General features: G+C 65.4%; 18 protein-coding genes. 12 read left to right on the forward strand and 6 right to left on the reverse strand.

The annotated features are described in order from the left end of the window. The first annotated feature begins 32 nt into the window (after positions 1-32). The 4 genes from nuoL to AB0I15_RS18025 are packed head-to-tail and all read left to right on the forward strand — an operon-like array spanning position 33 to position 6,050. Positions 33-1,901 (forward strand): NADH-quinone oxidoreductase subunit L, encoded by a 1,869-nt coding sequence (gene nuoL / locus AB0I15_RS18010; protein ID WP_358096432.1) that lies wholly within the window; start codon positions 33-35, stop codon positions 1,899-1,901. After that, positions 1,901-3,460 (forward strand): NADH-quinone oxidoreductase subunit M, encoded by a 1,560-nt coding sequence (locus tag AB0I15_RS18015; RefSeq protein ID WP_358096120.1) that lies wholly within the window; start codon positions 1,901-1,903, stop codon positions 3,458-3,460. The genes nuoL and AB0I15_RS18015 overlap by 1 nt, the downstream gene beginning before the upstream one ends. Continuing rightward, positions 3,457-5,049: an NADH-quinone oxidoreductase subunit NuoN gene (gene nuoN, locus AB0I15_RS18020; RefSeq protein ID WP_358096123.1), complete on the forward strand. Its 1,593-nt coding sequence runs from the start codon at positions 3,457-3,459 to the stop codon at positions 5,047-5,049. The genes AB0I15_RS18015 and nuoN overlap by 4 nt, the downstream gene beginning before the upstream one ends. Before the next feature lie 11 nt (positions 5,050-5,060). Then, positions 5,061-6,050 (forward strand): polyprenyl synthetase family protein, encoded by a 990-nt coding sequence (locus AB0I15_RS18025; protein WP_358096126.1) that lies wholly within the window; start codon positions 5,061-5,063, stop codon positions 6,048-6,050. Here AB0I15_RS18025 and rarD read toward each other — a convergent pair. Then, a complete protein-coding gene (rarD, locus tag AB0I15_RS18030; protein WP_358096129.1) occupies positions 6,018-6,941 on the reverse strand; it encodes an EamA family transporter RarD in 924 nt (307 codons plus the stop codon). The genes AB0I15_RS18025 and rarD overlap by 33 nt on opposite strands. A 121-nt stretch (positions 6,942-7,062) precedes the next feature. Between rarD and msrA the strand changes: the two genes are divergently transcribed. Both msrA and AB0I15_RS18040 read left to right on the forward strand, forming a co-directional pair. Continuing rightward, a complete protein-coding gene (gene msrA / locus AB0I15_RS18035; protein ID WP_358096132.1) occupies positions 7,063-7,725 on the forward strand; it encodes a peptide-methionine (S)-S-oxide reductase MsrA in 663 nt (220 codons plus the stop codon). A 553-nt stretch (positions 7,726-8,278) separates the two neighbouring features. After that, positions 8,279-9,541, forward strand: coding sequence for a hypothetical protein (locus AB0I15_RS18040; RefSeq protein ID WP_358096135.1), 1,263 nt, complete (start codon positions 8,279-8,281; stop codon positions 9,539-9,541). A gap of 186 nt (positions 9,542-9,727) precedes the next feature. Here AB0I15_RS18040 and AB0I15_RS18045 read toward each other — a convergent pair whose 3' ends face one another. Then, a complete protein-coding gene (locus tag AB0I15_RS18045; protein ID WP_358096138.1) occupies positions 9,728-9,913 on the reverse strand; it encodes a hypothetical protein in 186 nt (61 codons plus the stop codon). Between the two features lie 422 nt (positions 9,914-10,335). On the opposite strand from AB0I15_RS18045, the gene AB0I15_RS18050 reads away from it, so the two are divergent. Beyond that, complete coding sequence (locus AB0I15_RS18050) at positions 10,336-11,577, forward strand: helix-turn-helix transcriptional regulator (protein ID WP_358096141.1); 1,242 nt, start codon at positions 10,336-10,338, stop codon at positions 11,575-11,577. Positions 11,578-11,584: 7 nt separating this feature from the next. Further along, entirely contained in the window at positions 11,585-12,061 is a 477-nt protein-coding gene (locus tag AB0I15_RS18055; protein ID WP_358096144.1) for a hypothetical protein, read from the forward strand. A 98-nt stretch (positions 12,062-12,159) separates the two neighbouring features. Here the strand turns inward: AB0I15_RS18055 and AB0I15_RS18060 are convergent, their stop codons facing one another. The 3 genes from AB0I15_RS18060 to AB0I15_RS18070 all read right to left on the reverse strand — a co-directional run bounded on the left by AB0I15_RS18060 (position 12,160) and on the right by AB0I15_RS18070 (position 15,740). Then, positions 12,160-12,636: a replication initiator gene (locus tag AB0I15_RS18060; protein WP_358096435.1), complete on the reverse strand. Its 477-nt coding sequence runs from the start codon at positions 12,634-12,636 to the stop codon at positions 12,160-12,162. Continuing rightward, positions 12,587-13,561 (reverse strand): replication initiator, encoded by a 975-nt coding sequence (locus tag AB0I15_RS18065; RefSeq protein WP_358096147.1) that lies wholly within the window; start codon positions 13,559-13,561, stop codon positions 12,587-12,589. Before AB0I15_RS18065 ends, AB0I15_RS18060 begins: the two co-directional genes overlap by 50 nt. 670 nt (positions 13,562-14,231) lie before the next feature. Then, on the reverse strand, positions 14,232-15,740 hold the full coding sequence (locus tag AB0I15_RS18070; RefSeq protein ID WP_358096150.1) for a recombinase family protein: 1,509 nt from the start codon (positions 15,738-15,740) through the stop codon (positions 14,232-14,234). Between the two features lie 499 nt (positions 15,741-16,239). Here AB0I15_RS18070 and AB0I15_RS18075 point away from each other — a divergent pair, with 499 nt between their 5' ends. From AB0I15_RS18075 to AB0I15_RS18090, 4 genes are all read left to right on the forward strand, one after another. After that, complete coding sequence (locus tag AB0I15_RS18075) at positions 16,240-16,656, forward strand: PIN domain-containing protein (RefSeq protein ID WP_358096153.1); 417 nt, start codon at positions 16,240-16,242, stop codon at positions 16,654-16,656. A gap of 580 nt (positions 16,657-17,236) precedes the next feature. Continuing rightward, on the forward strand, positions 17,237-18,328 hold the full coding sequence (locus AB0I15_RS18080; RefSeq protein ID WP_358096156.1) for an XRE family transcriptional regulator: 1,092 nt from the start codon (positions 17,237-17,239) through the stop codon (positions 18,326-18,328). A 218-nt stretch (positions 18,329-18,546) separates the two neighbouring features. Continuing rightward, positions 18,547-18,765 carry a hypothetical protein gene (locus AB0I15_RS18085; RefSeq protein ID WP_358096157.1) on the forward strand — a complete coding sequence of 73 codons (219 nt, stop codon included), beginning with the start codon at positions 18,547-18,549 and terminating at the stop codon, positions 18,763-18,765. Beyond that, positions 18,762-19,244 (forward strand): hypothetical protein, encoded by a 483-nt coding sequence (locus AB0I15_RS18090; RefSeq protein ID WP_358096160.1) that lies wholly within the window; start codon positions 18,762-18,764, stop codon positions 19,242-19,244. The genes AB0I15_RS18085 and AB0I15_RS18090 overlap by 4 nt, the downstream gene beginning before the upstream one ends. A gap of 201 nt (positions 19,245-19,445) precedes the next feature. Here AB0I15_RS18090 and AB0I15_RS18095 read toward each other — a convergent pair whose 3' ends face one another. Further along, positions 19,446-19,853 carry a hypothetical protein gene (locus AB0I15_RS18095; protein WP_358096162.1) on the reverse strand — a complete coding sequence of 136 codons (408 nt, stop codon included), beginning with the start codon at positions 19,851-19,853 and terminating at the stop codon, positions 19,446-19,448.

Consider the following 19,853-nt stretch of genomic DNA (forward strand, 5'->3'; position numbering starts at 1 on the left):
CTGTTGAGATCTTCCAGCACACCAGCGGCGGAATGATCGGCAACGCCTGGCTGATGATCGCTTTCCCCTTGGTGGGGGCGTTCGTCCTGCTGGCGTTCGGCCGGATCACGAACCGCTGGGGCCATCTGCTGGGCGTGGCCATGTCGCTCGCCTCGTTCGTCGTGGCGGTGCTGGCGTTCTTCGAGCTGATCGGGTTCGGAGAGGAGGAGCGCCGGCGGGCCGTCCATCTCTATGAGTTCATTCCCAAGATGGTCGACATGGGGCTCCTCATCGACCCCTTGTCGATCAGCTTCGCGTTGCTGATCACCGGTGTGGGCTCGCTGATCCACATCTACTCGGTCGGCTACATGTCGCACGACGACCACCGGCGCAGGTTCTTCGCCTACCTGAACCTGTTCGTGGCCGCGATGCTCCTGCTGGTGCTGGCCGACAACTACGTGGGCCTGTTCATCGGCTGGGAGGGCGTGGGCCTGGCCTCGTACCTGCTGATCGGGTTCTGGCAGTTCAAGCCGTCGGCGGCGGTCGCGGCGAAGAAGGCGTTCGTCGTCAACCGCGTCGGCGATCTCGGCCTGCTGGTCGGCATGTTCATCATCTGGACCACGTTCGGCACGCTCACCTTCAAGGAGCTGGGCACGCAGATCACGCCGGGTCAGGCGAACGGCACGATGCTCGCCATCGGCCTGCTGCTGCTCCTCGGCGCCTGCGGCAAGTCGGCCCAGCTCCCGCTGCAGTCCTGGTTGCTCGACGCGATGGAGGGCCCGACCCCGGTCTCGGCCCTGATCCACGCCGCGACGATGGTCACCGCCGGTGTCTACCTGGTGGTCCGCTCCGGCGCGTTCTTCTTCCAGGAGGGCTCGACCGCGGCGCTCGCCGTGTCCATCGTCGGTGCGGCCACGCTGCTCGCCGGTGCGATCATCGGTTGCGCGAAGGACGACATCAAGAAGGGCCTGGCCGGCTCGACGATGTCGCAGATCGGCTACATGATGCTCGGCGCGGGCCTCGGCCCCGTGGGCTACGTCTTCGCGATCGGCCACCTGATCACGCACGGCTTCTTCAAGGCCGACATGTTCCTCGGCGCCGGCTCCGTGATGCACGGCATGAACGACGAAGTGGACATGCGCAAGTACGGCGGCCTCCGCAAGCACATGCCGGTCACCTTCATCACGTTCTTCATCGGCTACCTGGCGATCATCGGGTTCCCGCTGCTGTCCGGCTACTTCACCAAGGACGGCATCATCGAGACCGCCATGGAGCACAACCAGGTGCTCGGCTGGCTGGCGGTGCTGGGCGCGGGTCTCACCGGCTTCTACATGTCGCGGATGGTCTTCCTGACCTTCTTCGGCAAGCCGCGCTGGGCCGAGGACGCGCACCCGCACGAGTCGCTGGCCGTCATGACGGTGCCGCTGATGATCCTCTCGCTCGGAGCGCTCGGCCTGGGCGCCTACCTGGTCCTGGGCGGGACGCTGTACACGTTCCTGCGCCCGGCCGTGGGCGGCGAGCCGACCCCGCCCGCCTTCCACTTCGTCAGCGCCCCCGGTCTCGCCACCCTGGCGCTCGTCGCGGTGGGCGCGGCCTTCGCCTGGGTGAGGTACGGGCGGGCCGAGGTGCCGGCGGTGCAGCCGCGCGGCTCCTTCATCACCACGTTCGCCCGGCGCGACCTGTACGGTGACGCGCTCAACGAGTCGCTCTTCATGCGTCCCGGCCAGTGGCTGACCCGCATCGCGGTGTTCTTCGACAACCGCGGCATCGACGGGCTGGTCAACGGTCTGGCGGCGGGTATCGGCGGCAGCTCCGGGCGCCTTCGGCGGATCCAGACGGGCTTCGCCAGAACGTACGCGCTGTCCATCCTGATCGGTGCCGCCCTGCTGACCGGCGCCCTGCTCCTCGTTGGGAACATCTGATGTCACCCTGGCTTCCGATACTCATGGCGGTGCCCGTGGTGGGCGCCATCGTGGTGGCCCTGCTTCCCAAGGGCAGTGACAAGCTGGCCAAGCAGGCCACCCTGCTGGTCTCGCTGCTGGTGCTGGTCCTGACGGGCGTCATGGCCGCCGGGTTCAAGCCGAACGGCGAGCGCTTCCAGTTCAAGGCCGAGTACGACTGGATCCCGAGCTTCGGCGTGAAGTTCGGGGTCGGCGTGGACGGCGTGGCGCTCGTGCTGATCGCCCTGTCGGTGGTGCTGGTGCCGATCGTGGTGCTGGCCTCCTGGCACGACGCCGACGGCGTCAAGACCGCCGACGGCACGGTGATCGCGCCCAAGCGCTCGGTGAAGACGTACTTCTCGCTGCTGCTGGTGCTCGAGACGATGATGATCGGCGTCTTCGCGGCGACCGACATCTTCCTGTTCTACGTGTTCTTCGAGGCCATGCTGATCCCGATGTACTTCATGATCGGGTCGTACGGCGGCGCCCAGCGGTCCTACGCGGCCGTCAAGTTCCTGCTGTACTCGCTGTTCGGCGGCCTGCTCATGCTGGTCGCGGTCATCGGGCTCTACGTGGTCGCCGGTAGCAAGACGTTCATGTTCCCCGAGCTGGTCGGGGTCATCCAGGACCCGACGATGCAGAAGTGGCTGTTCGGCGGCTTCTTCATCGCCTTCGCCATCAAGGCGCCGCTGTGGCCGGTGCACACCTGGCTGCCCGACGCGGCCGCGCAGGCTCCGGCCGGCGCCGCGGTGCTGCTGGTGGGTGTGCTGGACAAGGTCGGCACGTTCGGGATGCTGCGCTTCTGCCTGGAGCTCTTCCCCGACGCGGCCAAGGCGTTCACGATGCCGATCGTCGTGCTGGCGGTCATCAGCATCGTCTACGGCGCCATCGTGGCCATCGGGCAGACCGACATGAAGCGGCTCATCGCGTACACGTCGATCTCGCACTTCGGTTTCATCGTGCTCGGCGTGTTCGCCATGTCGGACATCGCGTCGTCCGGCGCGGCCCTCTACATGGTCAACCACGGCTTCGCCACCGGTGCGCTGTTCCTGGCCGCCGGGTTCCTGATCGCCCGCCGCGGCTCGCCGTTCATCGGCGACTACGGAGGCGTGCAGAGCGTCGCCCCGATGCTGGCGGGCTTCTTCCTGATCGCCGGCCTGGCCGGGCTGTCGCTGCCGGGCCTGTCGTCGTTCGTCAGCGAGTTCATGGTCATGATCGGCACGTACTCGAGCCAGGCTCACGGCTCCGGCGCGCTGACGGTGGCCGCGATCATCTCCGCGGTGGCCGTGATCCTCGCGGCCGTCTACATCCTGTGGATGGTCCAGCGGGCGCTGAACGGGCCGACGGCCGAGCCGGTCAAGGCCTTCAAGGACCTGAACGCCCGCGAGATCTGGGTGCTGGCCCCGCTGGTCGCCCTGATCATCGGCTTCGGCTTCTTCCCCAAGCCGCTGCTCGATGTGATCAACCCGTCTGTGCAGCAGACGCTGACCAACGTGAAGGTACCCACCTCCACCATCGCTGAGAAGGGGACAGGCCAGTGAACCCCGCCATCGAAGCGCCGACGATCGAGTACGGCACGCTGGCGCCGTTGCTGGTCGTCTTCGGCGCCGCCATCATCGGCGTGCTCGTCGAGGCGTTCGCGCCGCGCTACCTGCGCAAGTCCATCCATGTGCCGCTCACCCTGCTGAGCCTGGCCGGCGCGTTCGCGCTGGTCCTCGTGCAGGTGCTGCGCGGCCAGGTGTCCACCACGGCCTCCGCCATGGGCGCGGTCGCGGTGGACGGGCCCTCGCTGTTCATCTGGGGCGTCATCCTCATCTTGTCGTTCGTCTGTGTGCTGCTGATCAACGACGAGGGTCACTTCGTGGCCTCCGCCGCGGCCGTGCCGGGCAGCGCCGACGAGGAGGAGGCCGAGGCCGAGGACAACGGCACCGGCCACACCGAGGTCTACCCGCTGGTCCTGTTCGCCGTGGGCGGCATGCTGCTGTTCCCGGCCGCGCACGACCTGCTGATGATGTTCGTGGCCCTCGAGGTCATGTCGCTGCCGCTCTACCTCCTGTGCGGCCTGGCCCGCCGTCGCCGCCTGCTGTCGCAGGAGGCGTCGATGAAGTACTTCCTGCTGGGCGCGTTCTCCTCGGCGTTCTTCCTGTACGGCACCGCGATGATCTACGGCTTCGCGGGCACCGTCTCGCTGCCGGGGATCAACCAGGCCCTGGCCGGGAGCGGCGCGCTCGACCCGCTGCTGCTGATCGGGTTCGCGCTGCTCGGCGTGGGCCTGCTGTTCAAGATCGGCGCGGCGCCGTTCCAGGCCTGGAAGCCGGACGTCTACCAGGGCGCTCCGACCCCGATCACCGCTCTGATGGCCTCCGGGACGCTGGTCGCGGCCGTGGGCGCCGTGCTGCGGGTGTTCTGGGTGGGGCTGGGCAACCTCGACTGGAACTGGCGGCCGATCATCTGGGGCGTCGCCGCCCTGACGATGATCGTCGGCTCGATCCTGGCGATCACCCAGACCGAGATCAAGCGGATGCTGGCCTACTCGTCCATCGCGCACGCCGGCTTCCTGCTGGTGGGTGTGATGGCCACGTTCGGCAGCGCCGAGCAGAACGTCGTCTCGCTCAAGGCGATCCTGTTCTACCTGGCGGTCTACGGCATCACCACGGTCGGCGCGTTCGCGATCGTCACGCTCATCCGCGACCCGGGCGGCGAGGCGGGACACCTGTCGCGCTGGGCCGGGCTCGGCAAGCGTGCTCCGGTGCTGGCGGGCGTGTTCGCCTTCTTCCTGCTGGCCTTCGCCGGCATCCCGCTGACGAGCGGCTTCTTCGGCAAGTACGCCGTCTTCGCCGCCGCCCTGAACAGCGGCACGCAGCCCGGCGACTCGATGGGCGGCTGGATGGCCGGCCTGGTCGTCGTGGGTGTGGTCGCCTCCGCCATCGCGGCGTTCTTCTACGTCCGCGTGATCGTGCTGATGTTCTTCAGCGAGCCCGCGGCCGACGGCCCGGCGATCGCGGTGCCCAGTATGGGGACCGTGGCCGTCATCGCCGTTTCGCTGCTGGTTACCGTAGGAGTGGGGCTCTATCCGGAGTCCGTGCTCGGTGTTGCCAACGACGCTGCTAGCAGCCTGTTCATCAGATAAGGGGATCTCGTATGTCTGCGCCTCCCGTGGTTGACCTTCCCATTGAGGACGAGCGGTTGGCGCAGGACGTGGCCAACGGACTGGCCGCGGTCGAGAAGCTCCTGCGCTCGTCCGTGGAGAGCGAGGACGCCTTCGTCACGGAGGCGTCCAAGCACCTCATCGAGGCCGGCGGCAAGCGGTTCCGTACGCTGATGGTCCTGCTCGCCGCCCAGTTCGGCGACCCGTCGGCGCCGGGTGTGGTGCCCGGCGCCGTGGTCATCGAACTGACCCATCTCGGCTCGCTCTACCACGACGACGTCATGGACGAGGCCCCGGTGCGCCGGGGCTCGCCGTCCGCGAACGCCCGGTGGGACAACACCGTGGCGATCCTCACCGGCGACTACCTGTTCGCCCAGGCCTCGGACATCCTGGCCGACCTCGGTCCCGAGCTGATCCGCATCCAGGCGCAGACGTTCTCGCGCCTCGTACAGGGTCAGATCCGCGAGACCATCGGCCCCCGCGAGGACGAGGACCTGGTCGCGCACTACCTGAGCGTCCTGTCGGACAAGACGGGCTCCCTGATCGCCGCCTCCGGCCGCTTCGGCGCGCTGCTGTCGGGCTCTCCGGCGGACGTAGAGGAGCGCCTCAGCCGCGCGTGCGAGGCCATCGGCGTGGCCTGGCAGCTCGGGGACGACCTGCTGGACGTGGCCTCCACGGGCGCCCAGTCGGGCAAGACCCAGGGCACGGACCTGCGGGAGGGCGTCAAGACCCTCCCGGTCCTGTACGCGCTCGCCGCCGGCGACTCCCCGCGCCTGACGGCGCTGCTGTCGGGCCCGGTGGCCGAGGAGGACGTAGAGGAGACCCTGACCCTGCTCCGCGCCCACCCCGGCATGGCCCGGGCGCGCGCGGAGCTGACGGCCTGGGTCGACCGCGCCCGCGCTGACATCTCCGGCCTCCCGGACATCCCGGCCAAGGAGGCGTTCCTGGCGCTATGTGACTACGTGGTCGAGCGCTCGGGCTGACCTCCTGCTCCGGGCGGCCGCACGGGCCGCCCGGATGCTGTCGTAGGTGAACAACGCCAGCGCCAGCCAGACGATCGAGAACCCGATCCAGCGGCTGGACGGCATGACCTCCTTGGCGACCAGCACCCCGCAGGCGAACTGCAGGATCGGCGCGATGTACTGCAGCAGCCCCATGGTGCTCAGCGGCACCCGGATGGCCGCCGCCCCGAAGCAGATGAGCGGGACGGCCGTGATGAGCCCCGCGCCCACCAGCAGCACCGCGTGCCAGGCGCCCTCCTGCGCGAACGTGGCGGCGCCCGTCGCCTGCAGAAAGACCAGGTAGCCGAGGGCGGGCAGCAGCAGGACCAGCGTCTCGATGGCCAGGCCCTCGGTGGCCGCGACGTTGGCGTGCTTCTTGATCAGCCCGTACAGGCCGAAGCTGACGGCCAGCGTGAGCGCGATCCAGGGCAGGCGGCCGTAGTCGAGCGTCAGCACGAGCACCGCCAGCGCCCCGAACCCGACGGCGGCCCACTGCAGCGGCCGCAGCCGCTCACGCAGCAGCACGACGCCGAACAGCACGCTGACCAGCGGGTTGATGAAGTAGCCGAGGGCGCTTTCGACGATGTGGCCGGTGTTGACCGCGTAGATGTAGACGCCCCAGTTGAGCGTGACGATGATGGCGGCGAGGGTCAGGAGGCCGAGCTTGGCGGGCTGCTTCGCCAGCGTGCGGAACCAGGACCAGTGCCGGCGCACGGCGAGCGCGACGGCGACGGCGACGAGGGACCAGACCATCCGGTGGGCGAGGATCTCGACGGCGCCGGAGGGCTTGAGCAGGGGCCAGTAGAGGGGGAACAGGCCCCACATGGTGTAGGCGGCGATCCCGTAGAGCACACCGCGCCGAAGGTCAGGCATGAAGCCCAGTTTCGGGCATTACCACCTTTAAACACAAATTTCGGTGGCTGTCCGGAAATGTGTAGACCTCCTTAAGTGTTGCTGCCTATGTAATCTGGAGAGGTGACCTACGGAGGTAGCGATGGGCTGGCTGTTCGGCGGTAACAAGACTTCGATGGTCCGACCCGAGGACGCGCTCCCGGGCCGGGAGGAGACCATCCCCGTCCCGGCCCGCCACGCGGTCCTGGACGCCCCGCTCGCGCCGCCGTACCCGGAGGGCCTGGAGGTCGCGGACTTCGGCCTCGGCTGCTTCTGGGGGGCGGAGCGCAAGTTCTGGCAGACCCCCGGGGTCTACACGACCGCGGTCGGGTATCAGGGCGGCTACACGGCCAACCCGACGTACGAGGAGGTCTGCAGCGGGCAGACGGGGCACACGGAGGCCGTACGGGTGGTGTTCGACCCGGCGAAGGTGTCGTACGAGCAGCTCCTGAGGGTCTTCTGGGAGGCCCACGACCCTACCCAGGGCATGCGCCAGGGCAACGACGTCGGCACCCAGTACCGGTCGGCGATCTACTACCACTCGCCCGAGCAGCAGAAGGCTGCCGAGGGGGCGCGGGAGGCGTACCAGCAGGTGCTGAAGCAGGCCGGGTACGGCGAGATCACCACAGAGATCGCCCCCGCCGGGCCTTTCCACTTCGCCGAGGACTATCACCAGCAATATCTCCACCGCAACAAAAACGGCTACTGCGGAATCGGCGGGACGGGCGTCGCCTGTCCGGTCGGGCTGGCGTCCGGCGAGGCGTAGACCTGCGGAGATAGCCAGATCCTGGCCCTTGATCGCCCGGCCTTGTCCGGTGTCGATCTTGGGCCGGAGCTGTTTTCGGCGACAACCTTCACTACAGGTTCAAGGGCATGCCGCCTGCGGCGGCCCGCCGCGCGTCGGGCGGTCGCTGGACCGCGCTGCGGCCTGGGGGCCGGTCGCGGCCAGCACCGCCACGCGCGCCAGGCGGGCGTGTGAAGTACGGCAAGACGAGCAGGCCCGTCGCTGGAATGGGGGTCAGAGGACAGGCCAGGCGGAGTAAAATCCAGGATGGGCTTCGTCGCACACATGAAGTGCTCTGGTAGAGCGGATCTCGAACGCGGGGGGACTTTTGTCGGACCACCTTCTTGCCGAGTTGGTCTTCCCTGACCGTTATGAACGCCTCGTGGACCATCTTGGCGAGGAAGTTGTACGGATCCTTGTGGCCCCTGCGACTAGTACCACGGACGTCCTAGAGGAGATTGCTTACTCTATTCGGTACAGCGATACTGGTCTGTTCTGTCCTCTTTACGCTCCGTCTGGCACAGGAAAGACTACGTTGGCATCTAACGTCGCGACTTTCCATCGAGATCTGTATGGTCATACCTTGACCTATGATAGCGAGCTAACATCAGACGCGCTGAGTAAAGCCGTAGAGCGTCATGCCGCCCAGCATAATGCGGCTAACGACTCCAAGGTTATACCGATCAACATCGATAGTCGTGAGGCAGCGCCCGCCTCCACTCGAGAAATGGCGGAAATAAAGCGCTTTCTGCGCACAAATAATGGCAGTCGGGCTCTCGTTTTCTGGCCCACAACGGATCAGATAATCGCCTCAGAGATGGTATCTGCATATGAGGCTATCGCAGGAAAGCAGTCGATAGCTTTGCCGCTCGTGGTGGAGGGTCCGCTTCGTGACTCGTGGGTCGATATAGCCAAAAATACAGTGACACTAGTCAATCGCGTCGACTCTATCGAACTATTGGCGAACCCGTCGGATTATGATCCGGCAGAATTTGTCTCGATCGGAGAATTTCTTCGTCAGATATCTACGGACTTCCGTACCAGGCGCCTAGCCCTACTGCGGAGCACCAAGAAGCCTCTGAAGTTGACAGTACTCTTCGCTTGCGAATCGGCTGAGCCTGGGGTTCTTTCACAACTGACATCGAGCGCGAGGTTTGGGCTTCTGGATGCAAGTGCGCTTGTGCATGTTACGCAAAATAGTGAGCTAGGGCGGTGGTGGTCATCCAGGCGAGGGCTTCTAACACAAGCGATTGTGCAGCTGGATGCGCATGCTTTTGTAGCACCGCCTGCGCTCTTCATTCCCATTCTGCGCTCCCATGGCTCAGAGGCTGTCGTAAGCGATCTGCTTAGTCTAGGAACCTCCAAGAAGTCTCCTAACGAGCTGGTCGCAATTATGGCGCGTAGTGACGTGGGGCGTCATCTTCTCGGAGAGCGGCGATCGGCTTACGAGACGCGAGGGAATCCTGGCGAGAACTCTCGCATCGCCTATAATCTGATTGTAGGTCAGGGTTATATTCACAACGGCAAGGATAAGGCGCTTAATAAGGCTGTCGCTGAAGGTCTTCATCAACTGTTCGCTGAGCGCTCTTTGGGTATGGAGATGCAAGCAGAAAAGAAGCTGACTTTCGCAGAACTCATCCCTGACGTGACCTTTGAAGACGACGGCATCGCCCACTGTCTAGAGTTTGCCTGGAGGGCTGGAGATCATCTGCGGGCGACTAATCGGTCCGACATTGCTACGTATATCTTGAACAAACTTCGTAATTATGCGCGCTGTATGGGCTGGACGAACGATTAGCCTGATTAGGCATGGCTTGGCAGAATAAGTGACAAGTTTGCCATACGGGCTTTTGGTGCAATCGCGCGACGCGTAGGAATCGCCGACAAGAAGCCTGCCGCCCCGCTTCCGGTGCTCGGGCCTGGAGGCCCTGCGCTCCGGGTCGGGTTGCCATCGAATTGCCTGCCTGCCGCAGGGTTGCCATGACTACTGGTGCCTGATCTCGGCGTGTAGATTCCCGGCCAACTCCTCCAAGGTCTCCCCGCAACGCACGTTGGACAGGCCGCTGCTCTTGGGCACGTAGTTGACTCGCATGGCCACCCAGCCTCCAGACATGTCGGTGATCTGCCAGCCGGGGAATCTGCTGAGCAGTTGCTGCACGGTCAGAGGCACGGCTGTGCTCCGGCGATCAGCGACGAGAGCGGGTGTGTCATGCGCAATTCCGCGTAGCGAAGGGCGACTCGGTGGGCGGCGCGGGTCGGCTGAGCGAAGGGGTGCCCTGCGTAGATCGCTCGACGTCTGCGTGGGTTCCAGCCTGTGCGCCACCAGTACGTTCCGTTCTCGCACCATACGATCAGGCCGACCCAGACCGACACCATGGGCGTGCCGTAGTCGTGGTGGACGTCGGTAGTGATTCCCATCTGCGCAAGTGCAGCGGCCAGACGTTGTGCGGCGGCAAGGGGAGGCGTTAGCGCGTCCATGTACTGAGCGTCGCCGTCATGAAACCACAGGTGAACGGCCTAGCACTGCTGGCGGTACGGCTATTCCCGTCACGAATATCGGTACGGCCGAGGTCGGCGGCTTAACCTAGCGTTGTGACCCAGATACCGCCGCAGTTCTGGTCCGGGCCAGTCGTGGCCGCCGCTCTCGCCGAGTGCGATCTACCAACCATCCTCGAAGAGGTGCGGCGGGTGCACGGTTGGACGCAGGGCCAGCTTGCTGAGGCGGTCGGCTACTCCCAGAGCTGGGTGTCCAAGGTGCTGCGTGGCCGTCAGCCGCTCACTGTGGACCAGGTTCGGGAGATATCCATCCAGATCGGGGTGCCGCTTCACTTGCTCCGATTCGGAGCCCGAGGGGATGACGATCCGACGAAGCGCAGAGAGTTCGGCAAGGCGGTGGCGTTGACCGCGCTGGCGGGGGTGGCCCTGCCCAAGCGTCCGGATGTGGACGAGACGACGGCCGCCACGCTGACCAGTATCACCGGTGCCCAGCGTCGGTTGGAGGCTGTCACGCCTGCGCGTGAGCTTGCTCGTCCGGCGGTGGCGCAGGTCGATCTCGCGAGCCGCGTTCTCGGCCGCGCGTCGCGGTCTCCGCATGCTGACGAGATCCGGGCCGGTCTGAGCGAGGCGGCGGGCTTCGCGGCCTGGGTGCATGCCGACATGCAGGACACCGGTACGGCGCGCTTCTACTACCGTCGGGCAATCGACAGTGCGCGGCAGGCCGACAACGTGTTGCTGGCGGCATACATGATCGGCAGTCTGGCCGCGTTCGAGATCGACGCCGACGATCCGCTGATCGGACTGAATCTTTTGGCGAGGGCGCGGCGAGAGATCGGCGATCGGCCACCGGCCATCGCCCATGCTTGGCTATCGAGTCTTGAAGCGCTTGGTCATGCGACCGCACGAGACGAGGCGGCAGCGCTTCAGGCGCTGAAGGCGGCTGAGTCAGCGGTACGGGCTGGTGAGCGGGCCGTTGCGCCGCCTTGGCCCTGGGTGTTTCCCTTCGATCAAGCGAAGCTGGCGGGCTATCGCGCGCTGGTGATGGTACGGCTCAGGCGGCCGGCCGAAGCCGTTGCCGCCTTCAACGAGTCGCTCTCGTCGGCTCAGCCCGGCGCGAAGCAGCGGGGCGTGCTCATGACTGAGGTAGCGGCTGCTGAGGCCATGTCGGGGCACTACGACGAGGCGCTGTATCTGGCGTCCAACGCGCTCACTGTGGGGACGACGTATGGCTCTGAGCGCGTCCTGTACCGGGTCAAGAGCTTCCGCCGAGCGTATTCCGGGCCGTCGTCCGGCGCCCTGCGCTCGTTCGACGAACGTCTTTACGCCACTCTGCTGTAGGGAGATCATGGTCCGCATCGCTGTCTCCGGCCACCGGGGTCTTCCGGAAGAGACTGCCGTACTGATCGATCGGGCAGTACGTAAGGCGCTCTCGGACTACCTACCTGACGTCTGCGGGTTGTCCTGTCTGGCAGACGGAGCCGATCAAATCTTCGCGCGTGGAGTGCTGAATGTCGGTGGGGTGCTGGAGGCAGTCATACCGGCCAAGGAGTACCGAGACGGGTTGCCGAGTGAATGCCATGCTGCGTATGACGAGTTGCTGGGCCGGGCGGTCCGGACTCACCGGCTGGAGTTTGTGGAGTCGACCTCGGAGTCGCACATGACGGCCAGTGCACGGATGCTGGACGACGCTGATGTGTTGTTCGCCGTGTGGGACGGGCAGCCCGCCCGAGGCTATGGCGGTACTGCTGATGTGGTGGCCGAGGCCCGACGGCGGGAGGTCCCCGTCCGGGTGATCTGGCCCGAAGGAGCCCGGCGAGATTAGGGGCCTCTAGGCGCAAGATGCCTGGTCGGGCGGCTAATGACGCTCTAGTCAAGCCTCTAGACCTAGAGTCGGTCTCTCTAGGTCTAGAGGCAGTGGCTCTACCGGTCCTCGCCTGCTTGTTCTCGTGCGATCTTGCGGGCGGTGGCGATCCGTTGCCGAGCTACCTCGGCCCAGAAAGCCTCTCCGTGGCGATGGCCGCTTCCGGCATAGTGCCATTCGCCCACCGTCACGGTCCTCTCCGGATCGGGAGGCGGAGTATCAGTGATCAGCCGGGCTTGCTCGGCACGGAAGTCGGCGCGGGCCTGTCGCAGGTCTCCGAGCCTGATCGAGTAGTGGCGGGACTTGGTGGAGAAGTGCCCGCAGTAGCCGAGCATGTGCGCCCACTGCCGCAGGAGCAGCGTTCGGTAGGGCTGGAGTTCGGCGAGGCTGAAACAGGTGTAGATCATGCGGCGGGCGTGCTCGGAGACCTTCAGACTGGCGATCTCCCCGGCATGGCGGATCGGACGCTCAACGGTGCCTGCTGACTCAGCGCCCCTTGGTGGCGTACTTGGCCACGTACGCGGCGACTCGCTGATCGCTTAGTTCACCCAACTCGGCTGACACGTAGACCGGTCGTACGTCGAGTTGGTCGCCCCACCGGACGGGCGAGGGCGGTCCGTCCTCTATTCGGACCGCGACCTGACCGGCGGTCCGGCGTAGGGCCCGGTCGAGCACTGCGATTGTGATGTGGCCCGGCGGCCGGTCGGTCGGTCCCTCCGGACCGTCCAGTCTGACGACGGCATGGAAGTGGACCAGGCCGCGAGCCTGATATTCGGCGACCTTGGCATACGAAAGGCGGACCGTCCGGCGTAGCTCCACTCGCGTGATCCCGAGCAGGCGGGCCAGAACGCTCGGCATGGTCTTGGTGAACTCCCGCCAGAGCATGCCAGCGTGAGCGTTCCAGAGGACAGCTCCGATGTAGTCGTAGCAGTCCACGCACAAGGGGTGTCCGACCCGGACGTCATCGCGCTCATGATGCAAGCCGCACCCCTTCGGCCGGCCATGCTCGCAGACGGGACGGTCCCGGCCTGGACGGCATGGGAGTGTCTTGCCTGTCTGCTCGCGGTGGGCGTGAACGGCACCGAAGGATGGGGCGGTGAAAGTGACGAATGCGCGGGGATGCTGGCTGACCTCTTCTGGGACGCCCTTGCCACCGCGTAGGCCAGTGATGATCAGGTGATACGTGTCGTCCTTGTAGACCGCCGAGCAGGCCGGGCACCTGGACGCGCGCCGGTTGCCGCACGCTGTGAGCAGGAAGCCGGTCGGCTCGTCGGCGGTCCGATACACGTCGAGGACTTCGCCCGTCCGGCTGTCCAGCGTGTACCTCTCACCGTGCAGCCGGACCGGTTGGGCACAGCCGCCCGTGGCGTACACCATCTGGTGCCAGCGGGCGAAGTCGGGCATGGCCGCTCGCTGCATCACGGCCAGCATTTCGGGCGACAGGTGGCGAACCTCGTTCACGCGGCACCCTTCCCGGAGGTGCCATCGGGCGGGGTCTCGCGGGCGACGCATACGCCGAGGACGGTCGCGATGCGCTGCCATTTCTCTTCTGACCAGCGGGGGGATCGGGCGGCTTGCTGCTTGCCCCACTCCTGGGCAGACAGCTCATTCGGTTGGTTCAGGTGGCCTCCTCAGCTCGGGAGCGGGAGCCACCGCCGTACCTGACGAGTACGACCAGGCACCAGCGCCAGAGCAGCCGGAAGACGGCCTACGGCGGTGGTGCCAGCAGCGAGAGAACAGGAATGGAGTGCGGCGAGAAGGTGGATGGCGCGCTCTATGTGGACACCTGCCGTCGGGCCGGGTCTATCCGACAGGTCATCGGTGGTCGTGGGAAGTGTTTGCCCGGATTCGTGTATGCGCCGCGAGGTGATTCGCCGAGATGATCGCTGCGGTCGTGCTGTGAGGGGACGGTGGGCTCTTGGACGTGAGTACGTTGTACCACCTGATCAACGTGTTCATGCAGGTCAGAGTTCCTTTGGCCGCCAGTGCGCAGACGTCCGGCCAGTACCGTGTGTGTCCGGTTGCGTCCGTGGAAGTCCGGCCGTCACCGGTAGTTCGGGGACAAAGTAAGAAGGCTGTCGCCCTCGGGTAAGGGGACAGCCTTCTCGGGACGTCTTGGACGTCTGACAGCTCAGCCTTCTCGCCAGATCGGCTCAAGCAGGTCGGGGTTGAACTTCCTGCGTCCCTTGCCGGAGGGATAAATGATCACTGCCAGGAGGGCCTCGCGAATGTAGGACCGCTTGATGGTGAGGGGCAATCCGTTGTCCTCCTCCGGCAGGTACCAGCGCCGTCGGATCTCCGTGACGTCGGTATCGGAGCGGCTTTGGCGGCGCTGTGCGGCAGCAGTGAAGCCCTGGGCCTCGGTACGAAGTCGAGCGATCCGCTTCTCAAGATCCGGAGCGGTCGAGAAGAACAGCTCGTTCGTGATGTTGCCCGCCGTCCATTGCATGCGCAGCTCTTCCAGGCGGGTCTTCGCGCCCTCGTACTCCGCCTGGCCCGCCCACTCGGCAGAAGCAGCGGACGCGGCGAGTTGGACCTGCTCCAGCTTGGCGAGGACCGCCTCCGAGATGAAGAGATCGACCATGTCTCCGCGCCGCCCGAGACCGCCGCAGCCCCCGACGGTCTTGCCGGGGCAGATGTAGATGTGCTGGACACAGTCCTTGCTGTGGGTGACACGCAGTGAGGTGTTGCAGAGAGAACTGTCCGGCTTGGCGCGACCGCAGCGGAGGAAGCCAGTGAGTAGGTAGTTCGGCTCGCGGAAGTCCGGTGTGAGGATGTGGCCGACGCGTCCGTCCCTGTAGACGAAGTGGCCCCTGCGGGCGTCGAAGATGTTCTTGACCGCCATCCACTGTTCGGGCGTCACGATCGGCTCCCATTGGCCGACCACGGGGTTGCCCGCAGAGTCTCGGACGAGTTCGCCGTTGATCTCCCGCCAGCCGCAGATGCGGGGGTTCTGCACGTTGAGCTTGAGCGAGGGGGTCGTCCACTCGTTGCCCAGCGAGGTCTTCGCGCCCTCCCGACGCCACTGGTTCGTGATGGAGTGGAGCGAGCGGCCAGCGATGAGATCCAGGACCGCCTTTCGTACGAGAGATGCCTCCTCGGGGTCGAGGGTGAGACGGTCAGGTTTCCAGCCGAAGGGGCGCGTACCGCCGACTGGAAGACCTTGCTCGGCGCGCATGCGGTGCGAGCGGCGCATGCGGCGTTGCATCTTGCGGACCTCCATCTTGGAGATCACCGCACCGAAGAGGCCCATGCTCTCGGTGTCTTCGCTGTAGAGGTCCTTCGTACCGCGAGCGTCGGCGAACACGCGGCCGTCCTGGTACGTGATCGCCTCGACGAAGCGTTCGTAGTCGCCGGGACGTCGGGCGAGGCGGTCTTCGGCGACGATCACGACGCCTTGCACAGCCGTACCGTCGGGCAGTTCGCCGGCCCGGAGAACCCGTAGCATGGCCTCGAACTCATCGCGTACGACGTCGGCCTTTGCGGCTGACTTGTCGTTGTCCGTGTACTCGTGGACCACCGTCCATCCGTGCCGTTCCGCCGTCTCCCGGTTGAGGCGGTGCTGGTCTTGCACCCCGTGCTCGTCTCGCCTGATGTCGGCGGAAATGCGAGCGTAAGAGACGACTGGGACATTGCTCATGTAACCCTCCTCGCATGAATTGTTGCGGAGAGTTAAGTTCTACCACGAGCAGCATCTGTACAAAGTGCCCAAATGGGTACTGCGGCATCGGCGGGACAGGCGTAACCTGTCCGGTCGGCCTGACATCCGGCGACGCGTAGGCGCACGTAGCGGCCGGTCCTTGCGCAGAGCGAGGATCGGCATTTTGCTACTTCGAGTAGTAAACTGAGCCTATGAGCATGCCAGAGCGAGACTTCGCCCCGGGAGACGGCCCGGCCGCCAAAGTCAGTGTGTCTCTGAGAACGGGCAACATCCGCGCTGTCCGAGAGCGAGTCGGAGCCCGCGGGTTTTCCGCCTACGTTGATGCCGCTGTGGAGCGCCAGATCGAACGGGATCTCTTGGAGGAGGCCCTGCAGGCGAATGAGGCCGCTTCTGCGCCGATCCCACAGTCTTTGCGGGATGAGGCGGCGGAGCTCTTCCGCCGCGTCAAGTCCGCGCCCGAACTCCAAGAGGAGGACGGATGGCGCGGGCACGAAGCCGGTTGAGCGCGGGCACTCTCGTGCTTGATTGCGAAGGGCTCGTGAAGTGGTGCGAGGCCGACCAGAGGGTGACAGCGTTCGTACGGGAGGCGCAGGACAACGACTTCCGGGTTGTGGTCAGCGCCATGACACCGATCGAGGCGCAAGACGTCCGCGTCAAAGGCGATCGTCTCAGGTGGTATCTGTCCCGGCTGAAGATCGAGCCGGTGACCGAGGACATCTCGTCGCGAGCGGTCGAGCTTCTTCGAGATGCCTGCCTGCACGGTCACAAGTACGCCATCGACGCTGTGGTCGCGGCCACCGCACTGCGTTCGGTGCGCCCTGCCATCGTTCTGACGTCCGATGAGGACGACATGGGCAAACTGTGCGGGAAGGCAGTGCAGGTGGTCCCTGTCTGAGACTGCTTGAGGGCGAGTGGGAGTCTCCGGAACTATTGCGCGAGGCGAAGCGCTACCACGAGCAGTATCTGTACAAAGTGCCCAAATGGGTACTGCGGCATCGGCGGGGCCGGCGTGGCCTGCCCGGTCGGCCTGACCTCCGGCGAGGCTTAGACCTGCGGAGATGGCTAGATCCTGGCTTATGGCCGCCTGGCCCGTTCGGCGTCGATCATGGGCCAGAGCCGTTTCGGCGGCAACCTTCATTACAGGTTCAAGGCGTCGGCGCTGTGCGCCGCCGGACAGAACGACCGCTCTCCCCGCCACGCGTGCGGCCAAGCCGCCCGCAGGCGGGTGTGCAGGCTGGGAGCGTTCTTCTTCGGTGAGGCCGCACGATCGCCTGCGCCGGGCTGTCGGGGTGGCGCGCGTTCACGGTGTCGAAGAGAGTGAACCGATCCGAACTGGTGTAAGTATTTGCTGGTCGCGCCATCGTCGCATCGCATAGCCCGAGGTGCATAACCCGCAAAAGGCTAATGGGGTAACAATTGCCTGAGGCTGGCCGTACCGCCTCGCGTTGACTGGCGAGGTGTGCGATTATCGCAACATGGGCGACCGTACGGAGTGGGCAGACGTCGGCGAGCGTGTGCGTGAGTGTCGCATCGCGGCCGATATGTCGCAAGAGCAGCTTGCTGCGGTCCTGAATCTCGATCGGACGATGATCGCGAAGATCGAGCGAGGCAGTCGCCGGATAGACGCGCTGGAACTCTCGAAACTCTCGGCAGCGCTGGATGTTCCGCTGGCCTATTTCCTCAGTCCACCGCCTCTTGTCGTGTCGAGGCGTACCGAAATGGTGGACGATGGGGATACCGAAGCAGCTCGGCAGTCCTACTCGTTGGAAGTGGCTCTGGCCGCATGGCTGAACGACGTCAGGCAACTCATTGAGATCGGGACACTCTCCGCGCCTGCCACCCAACGCTACGAGGAACCGATTCAGGACGTGCTGGGCGCCCGCCGTGCGGCCTGGTGGGTGAGAGCGCAAGTTGATTTGAACAACGAGCCGATCGACTCGCTCATGAGGGTGTGTGAGCGTTTGGGACAACTGATCGCGGTTGTGGATGTGCCAGGCGAGGGAGCATCGCTGATCGAAGACGACCTCGCCGTCGCCGTCGTCAGCAAGCGGGGCGAACCCGGGCGCCGCCGGGCAACCGCTGCTCATGAGCTCGGACATCTGATCATCGGTGACGAGTACTCGACTGACATGGGAGTCCATGTTTCCCGTGATGGAAGAGAAGCGATTGTTGATGCCTTCGCGGCAGAGCTTCTCCTTCCGATACGAGCGATTGCGGCAGCGGATGGAGCGGCGCTGCGAAGAGAGGATCTGGTCGTTCTCGCCGCCCGGTATCGGACTTCCTGGACTTTGACGATCCGCCAAGCGGTCGCGGCGGGTGCCGTTGACAAGGCCACTGCCAGAGAGATGCGACAGCGCAATCCCACGAAGGCGGAGTTGATGGAAGCGGTCGGCTGGGCACCCCAGCCCGACCTCGAACGCGTTCGGGTACCGCCAAGCTATGCACATGCGGTGGTGGAGGCGTACAAGAAGGCGCTCATAACGACGTCGCGCGCTGTCGAGCTCATGCGGGGGCAACTTGTGGCAGCCGATCTGCCCGTGCGGGATGAAGCGGAGCTGGAGCCTTGAGCGACTCGGGACCCGGCCATGTCCTCGTCTTCGATGCGATGTGCCTCAATCATTTCGCTCGAGCGGAACGCTTGGATGTGCTGCGGGACCTCCTTGTGGATGACACATGCCTCACCACTCATGTAGTGAGGGAGGAGGTGAGGACCAGCGCTCGGATGCATTCCGCTCTTGCAGCGGTTCTGGAGGCGGAGTGGCTTGGCGTGGCGAGGCTGTACCCGATGGATGAGATCAAGTGTTTCGTCAAGTGGACCCGGCGCATCGGCTCTTCCGAGCGGAATCTGGGCGAGGCCAGTGTATTCTCCGCGGCCGAACTGACACCCGGAGTCGCTATCACGGATGATCGAGAAGCCGTGGCCGTGGGGCGGGCGCATGGCCTGGAAGTTCACGGCACCATCTGGCTGCTCTCCCGAGCGTGTGATCAGGGGAAGCTCAGATGATTATCGGTACGCGGCGTGGGAGTGAGACGGAGGCGTTTGCCGGAAGCCTCACTTCCGACGAACGTCAGCCGATTCGTGTTCTCGACCGTCAGCGCCTCGCCCTGGAGAAGGAGAGCATGCCGCCCGAACGTGCGGCGCAGTACGAGGAACCGATCTATGGCCTTCTTTCCTCACTCAAGTGGTGGGCGGACTTGATCCACGACATGGAGGAGTGGCCTGGCCAGGACTTTTACCCGGTCTACGAGTACCTCAATGAGCTGACCATTCGGGATGGTCTGGAGGAGTACTGCGAGGCTCTGCAAGGGACGGCCCGCACGAAGCTCACCAGCACGCTGAGTCGCCTCGACGAGCGCTATCGCGCCGTGACGCACGAGGACGGCGGCGCTGAGCTTGCACGGTACTGGCGGCCCCTCGCAGAGGGGAAAGAGACCCGATGGTGGTGGACTCGAAGGCCGAACGATCTACCCCCGGGCTGGTAGTCGTTAGTACGTAGCCGTCAACCTTTTCATAAAGTGCCCAATGGATACTGCTGGACTGGAGTGGCTTGCCCGGTCTATGGCCCGTGCTCGGATCTCAAGGGGCTGTGGCAAGACGCGGGCGCATCCACGGATATGGATCGGTGAGTGGCGTGCGTCTTGCCCGACGGCTCTGCTGAATCTGCTGCAGCGGTTCTCCGGCGGTCAGGCGGCGTCCAGGGCTTCGGTGATCTTGCGGGTCATGTCGGCGAGGGTGGGGCTGGGCCGGCCCTCGTGGGTCTGGGTCGCTGCTTCGATGGCGATGATGACGGTGTTGCGGAAGTTGTCGGCCTCGGCCGGGTCCTGCTGCTTGAGCAGGGTCATGGCTGCGGTGAGGGCGGGCAGGACGTGGTCGGCGAGTTCGGCGACGGACTTGCCGTTCAGGTCGATGTCCTTGGTCTTGGCGGCGAGGACGTGTCCGATCGGGCCGGTGGCGGAGGCCAGGGCGATGCTGCCGTTGGTGGCGACCTTGTGGGGCTTGCCGGTGGCGTCGGCGGCGGCCAGCAGGGAGACGGCGCCGTAGGCGGCGGTGCGCAGGGTGGCCTTGTCCTGGTCGGTGAGGGTGAGAGACAT

Source organism: Nonomuraea sp. NPDC050643 (genome assembly GCF_040654715.1).
In the GTDB taxonomy this organism is placed as follows: Bacteria; Actinomycetota; Actinomycetes; order Streptosporangiales; family Streptosporangiaceae; genus Nonomuraea.

Excerpts from the sequence above, each read along its gene's own strand:
- nuoL (WP_358096432.1), top strand. The coding sequence starts at position 33 with ATGATCGGCAACGCCTGGCTGATGATCGCTTTCCCCTTGGTGGGGGCG.
- AB0I15_RS18015 (WP_358096120.1), top strand. The coding sequence starts at position 1,901 with ATGTCACCCTGGCTTCCGATACTCATGGCGGTGCCCGTGGTGGGCGCC.
- AB0I15_RS18025 (WP_358096126.1), top strand. The coding sequence starts at position 5,061 with ATGTCTGCGCCTCCCGTGGTTGACCTTCCCATTGAGGACGAGCGGTTG.
- rarD (WP_358096129.1), bottom strand. The coding sequence starts at position 6,941 with ATGCCTGACCTTCGGCGCGGTGTGCTCTACGGGATCGCCGCCTACACC.
- msrA (WP_358096132.1), top strand. The coding sequence starts at position 7,063 with ATGGGCTGGCTGTTCGGCGGTAACAAGACTTCGATGGTCCGACCCGAG.
- AB0I15_RS18055 (WP_358096144.1), top strand. The coding sequence starts at position 11,585 with ATGGTCCGCATCGCTGTCTCCGGCCACCGGGGTCTTCCGGAAGAGACT.
- AB0I15_RS18070 (WP_358096150.1), bottom strand. The coding sequence starts at position 15,740 with ATGAGCAATGTCCCAGTCGTCTCTTACGCTCGCATTTCCGCCGACATC.
- AB0I15_RS18075 (WP_358096153.1), top strand. The coding sequence starts at position 16,240 with ATGGCGCGGGCACGAAGCCGGTTGAGCGCGGGCACTCTCGTGCTTGAT.
- AB0I15_RS18080 (WP_358096156.1), top strand. The coding sequence starts at position 17,237 with ATGGGCGACCGTACGGAGTGGGCAGACGTCGGCGAGCGTGTGCGTGAG.
- AB0I15_RS18085 (WP_358096157.1), top strand. The coding sequence starts at position 18,547 with ATGGATGAGATCAAGTGTTTCGTCAAGTGGACCCGGCGCATCGGCTCT.
- AB0I15_RS18090 (WP_358096160.1), top strand. The coding sequence starts at position 18,762 with ATGATTATCGGTACGCGGCGTGGGAGTGAGACGGAGGCGTTTGCCGGA.
- AB0I15_RS18095 (WP_358096162.1), bottom strand. The coding sequence starts at position 19,853 with ATGTCTCTCACCCTCACCGACCAGGACAAGGCCACCCTGCGCACCGCC.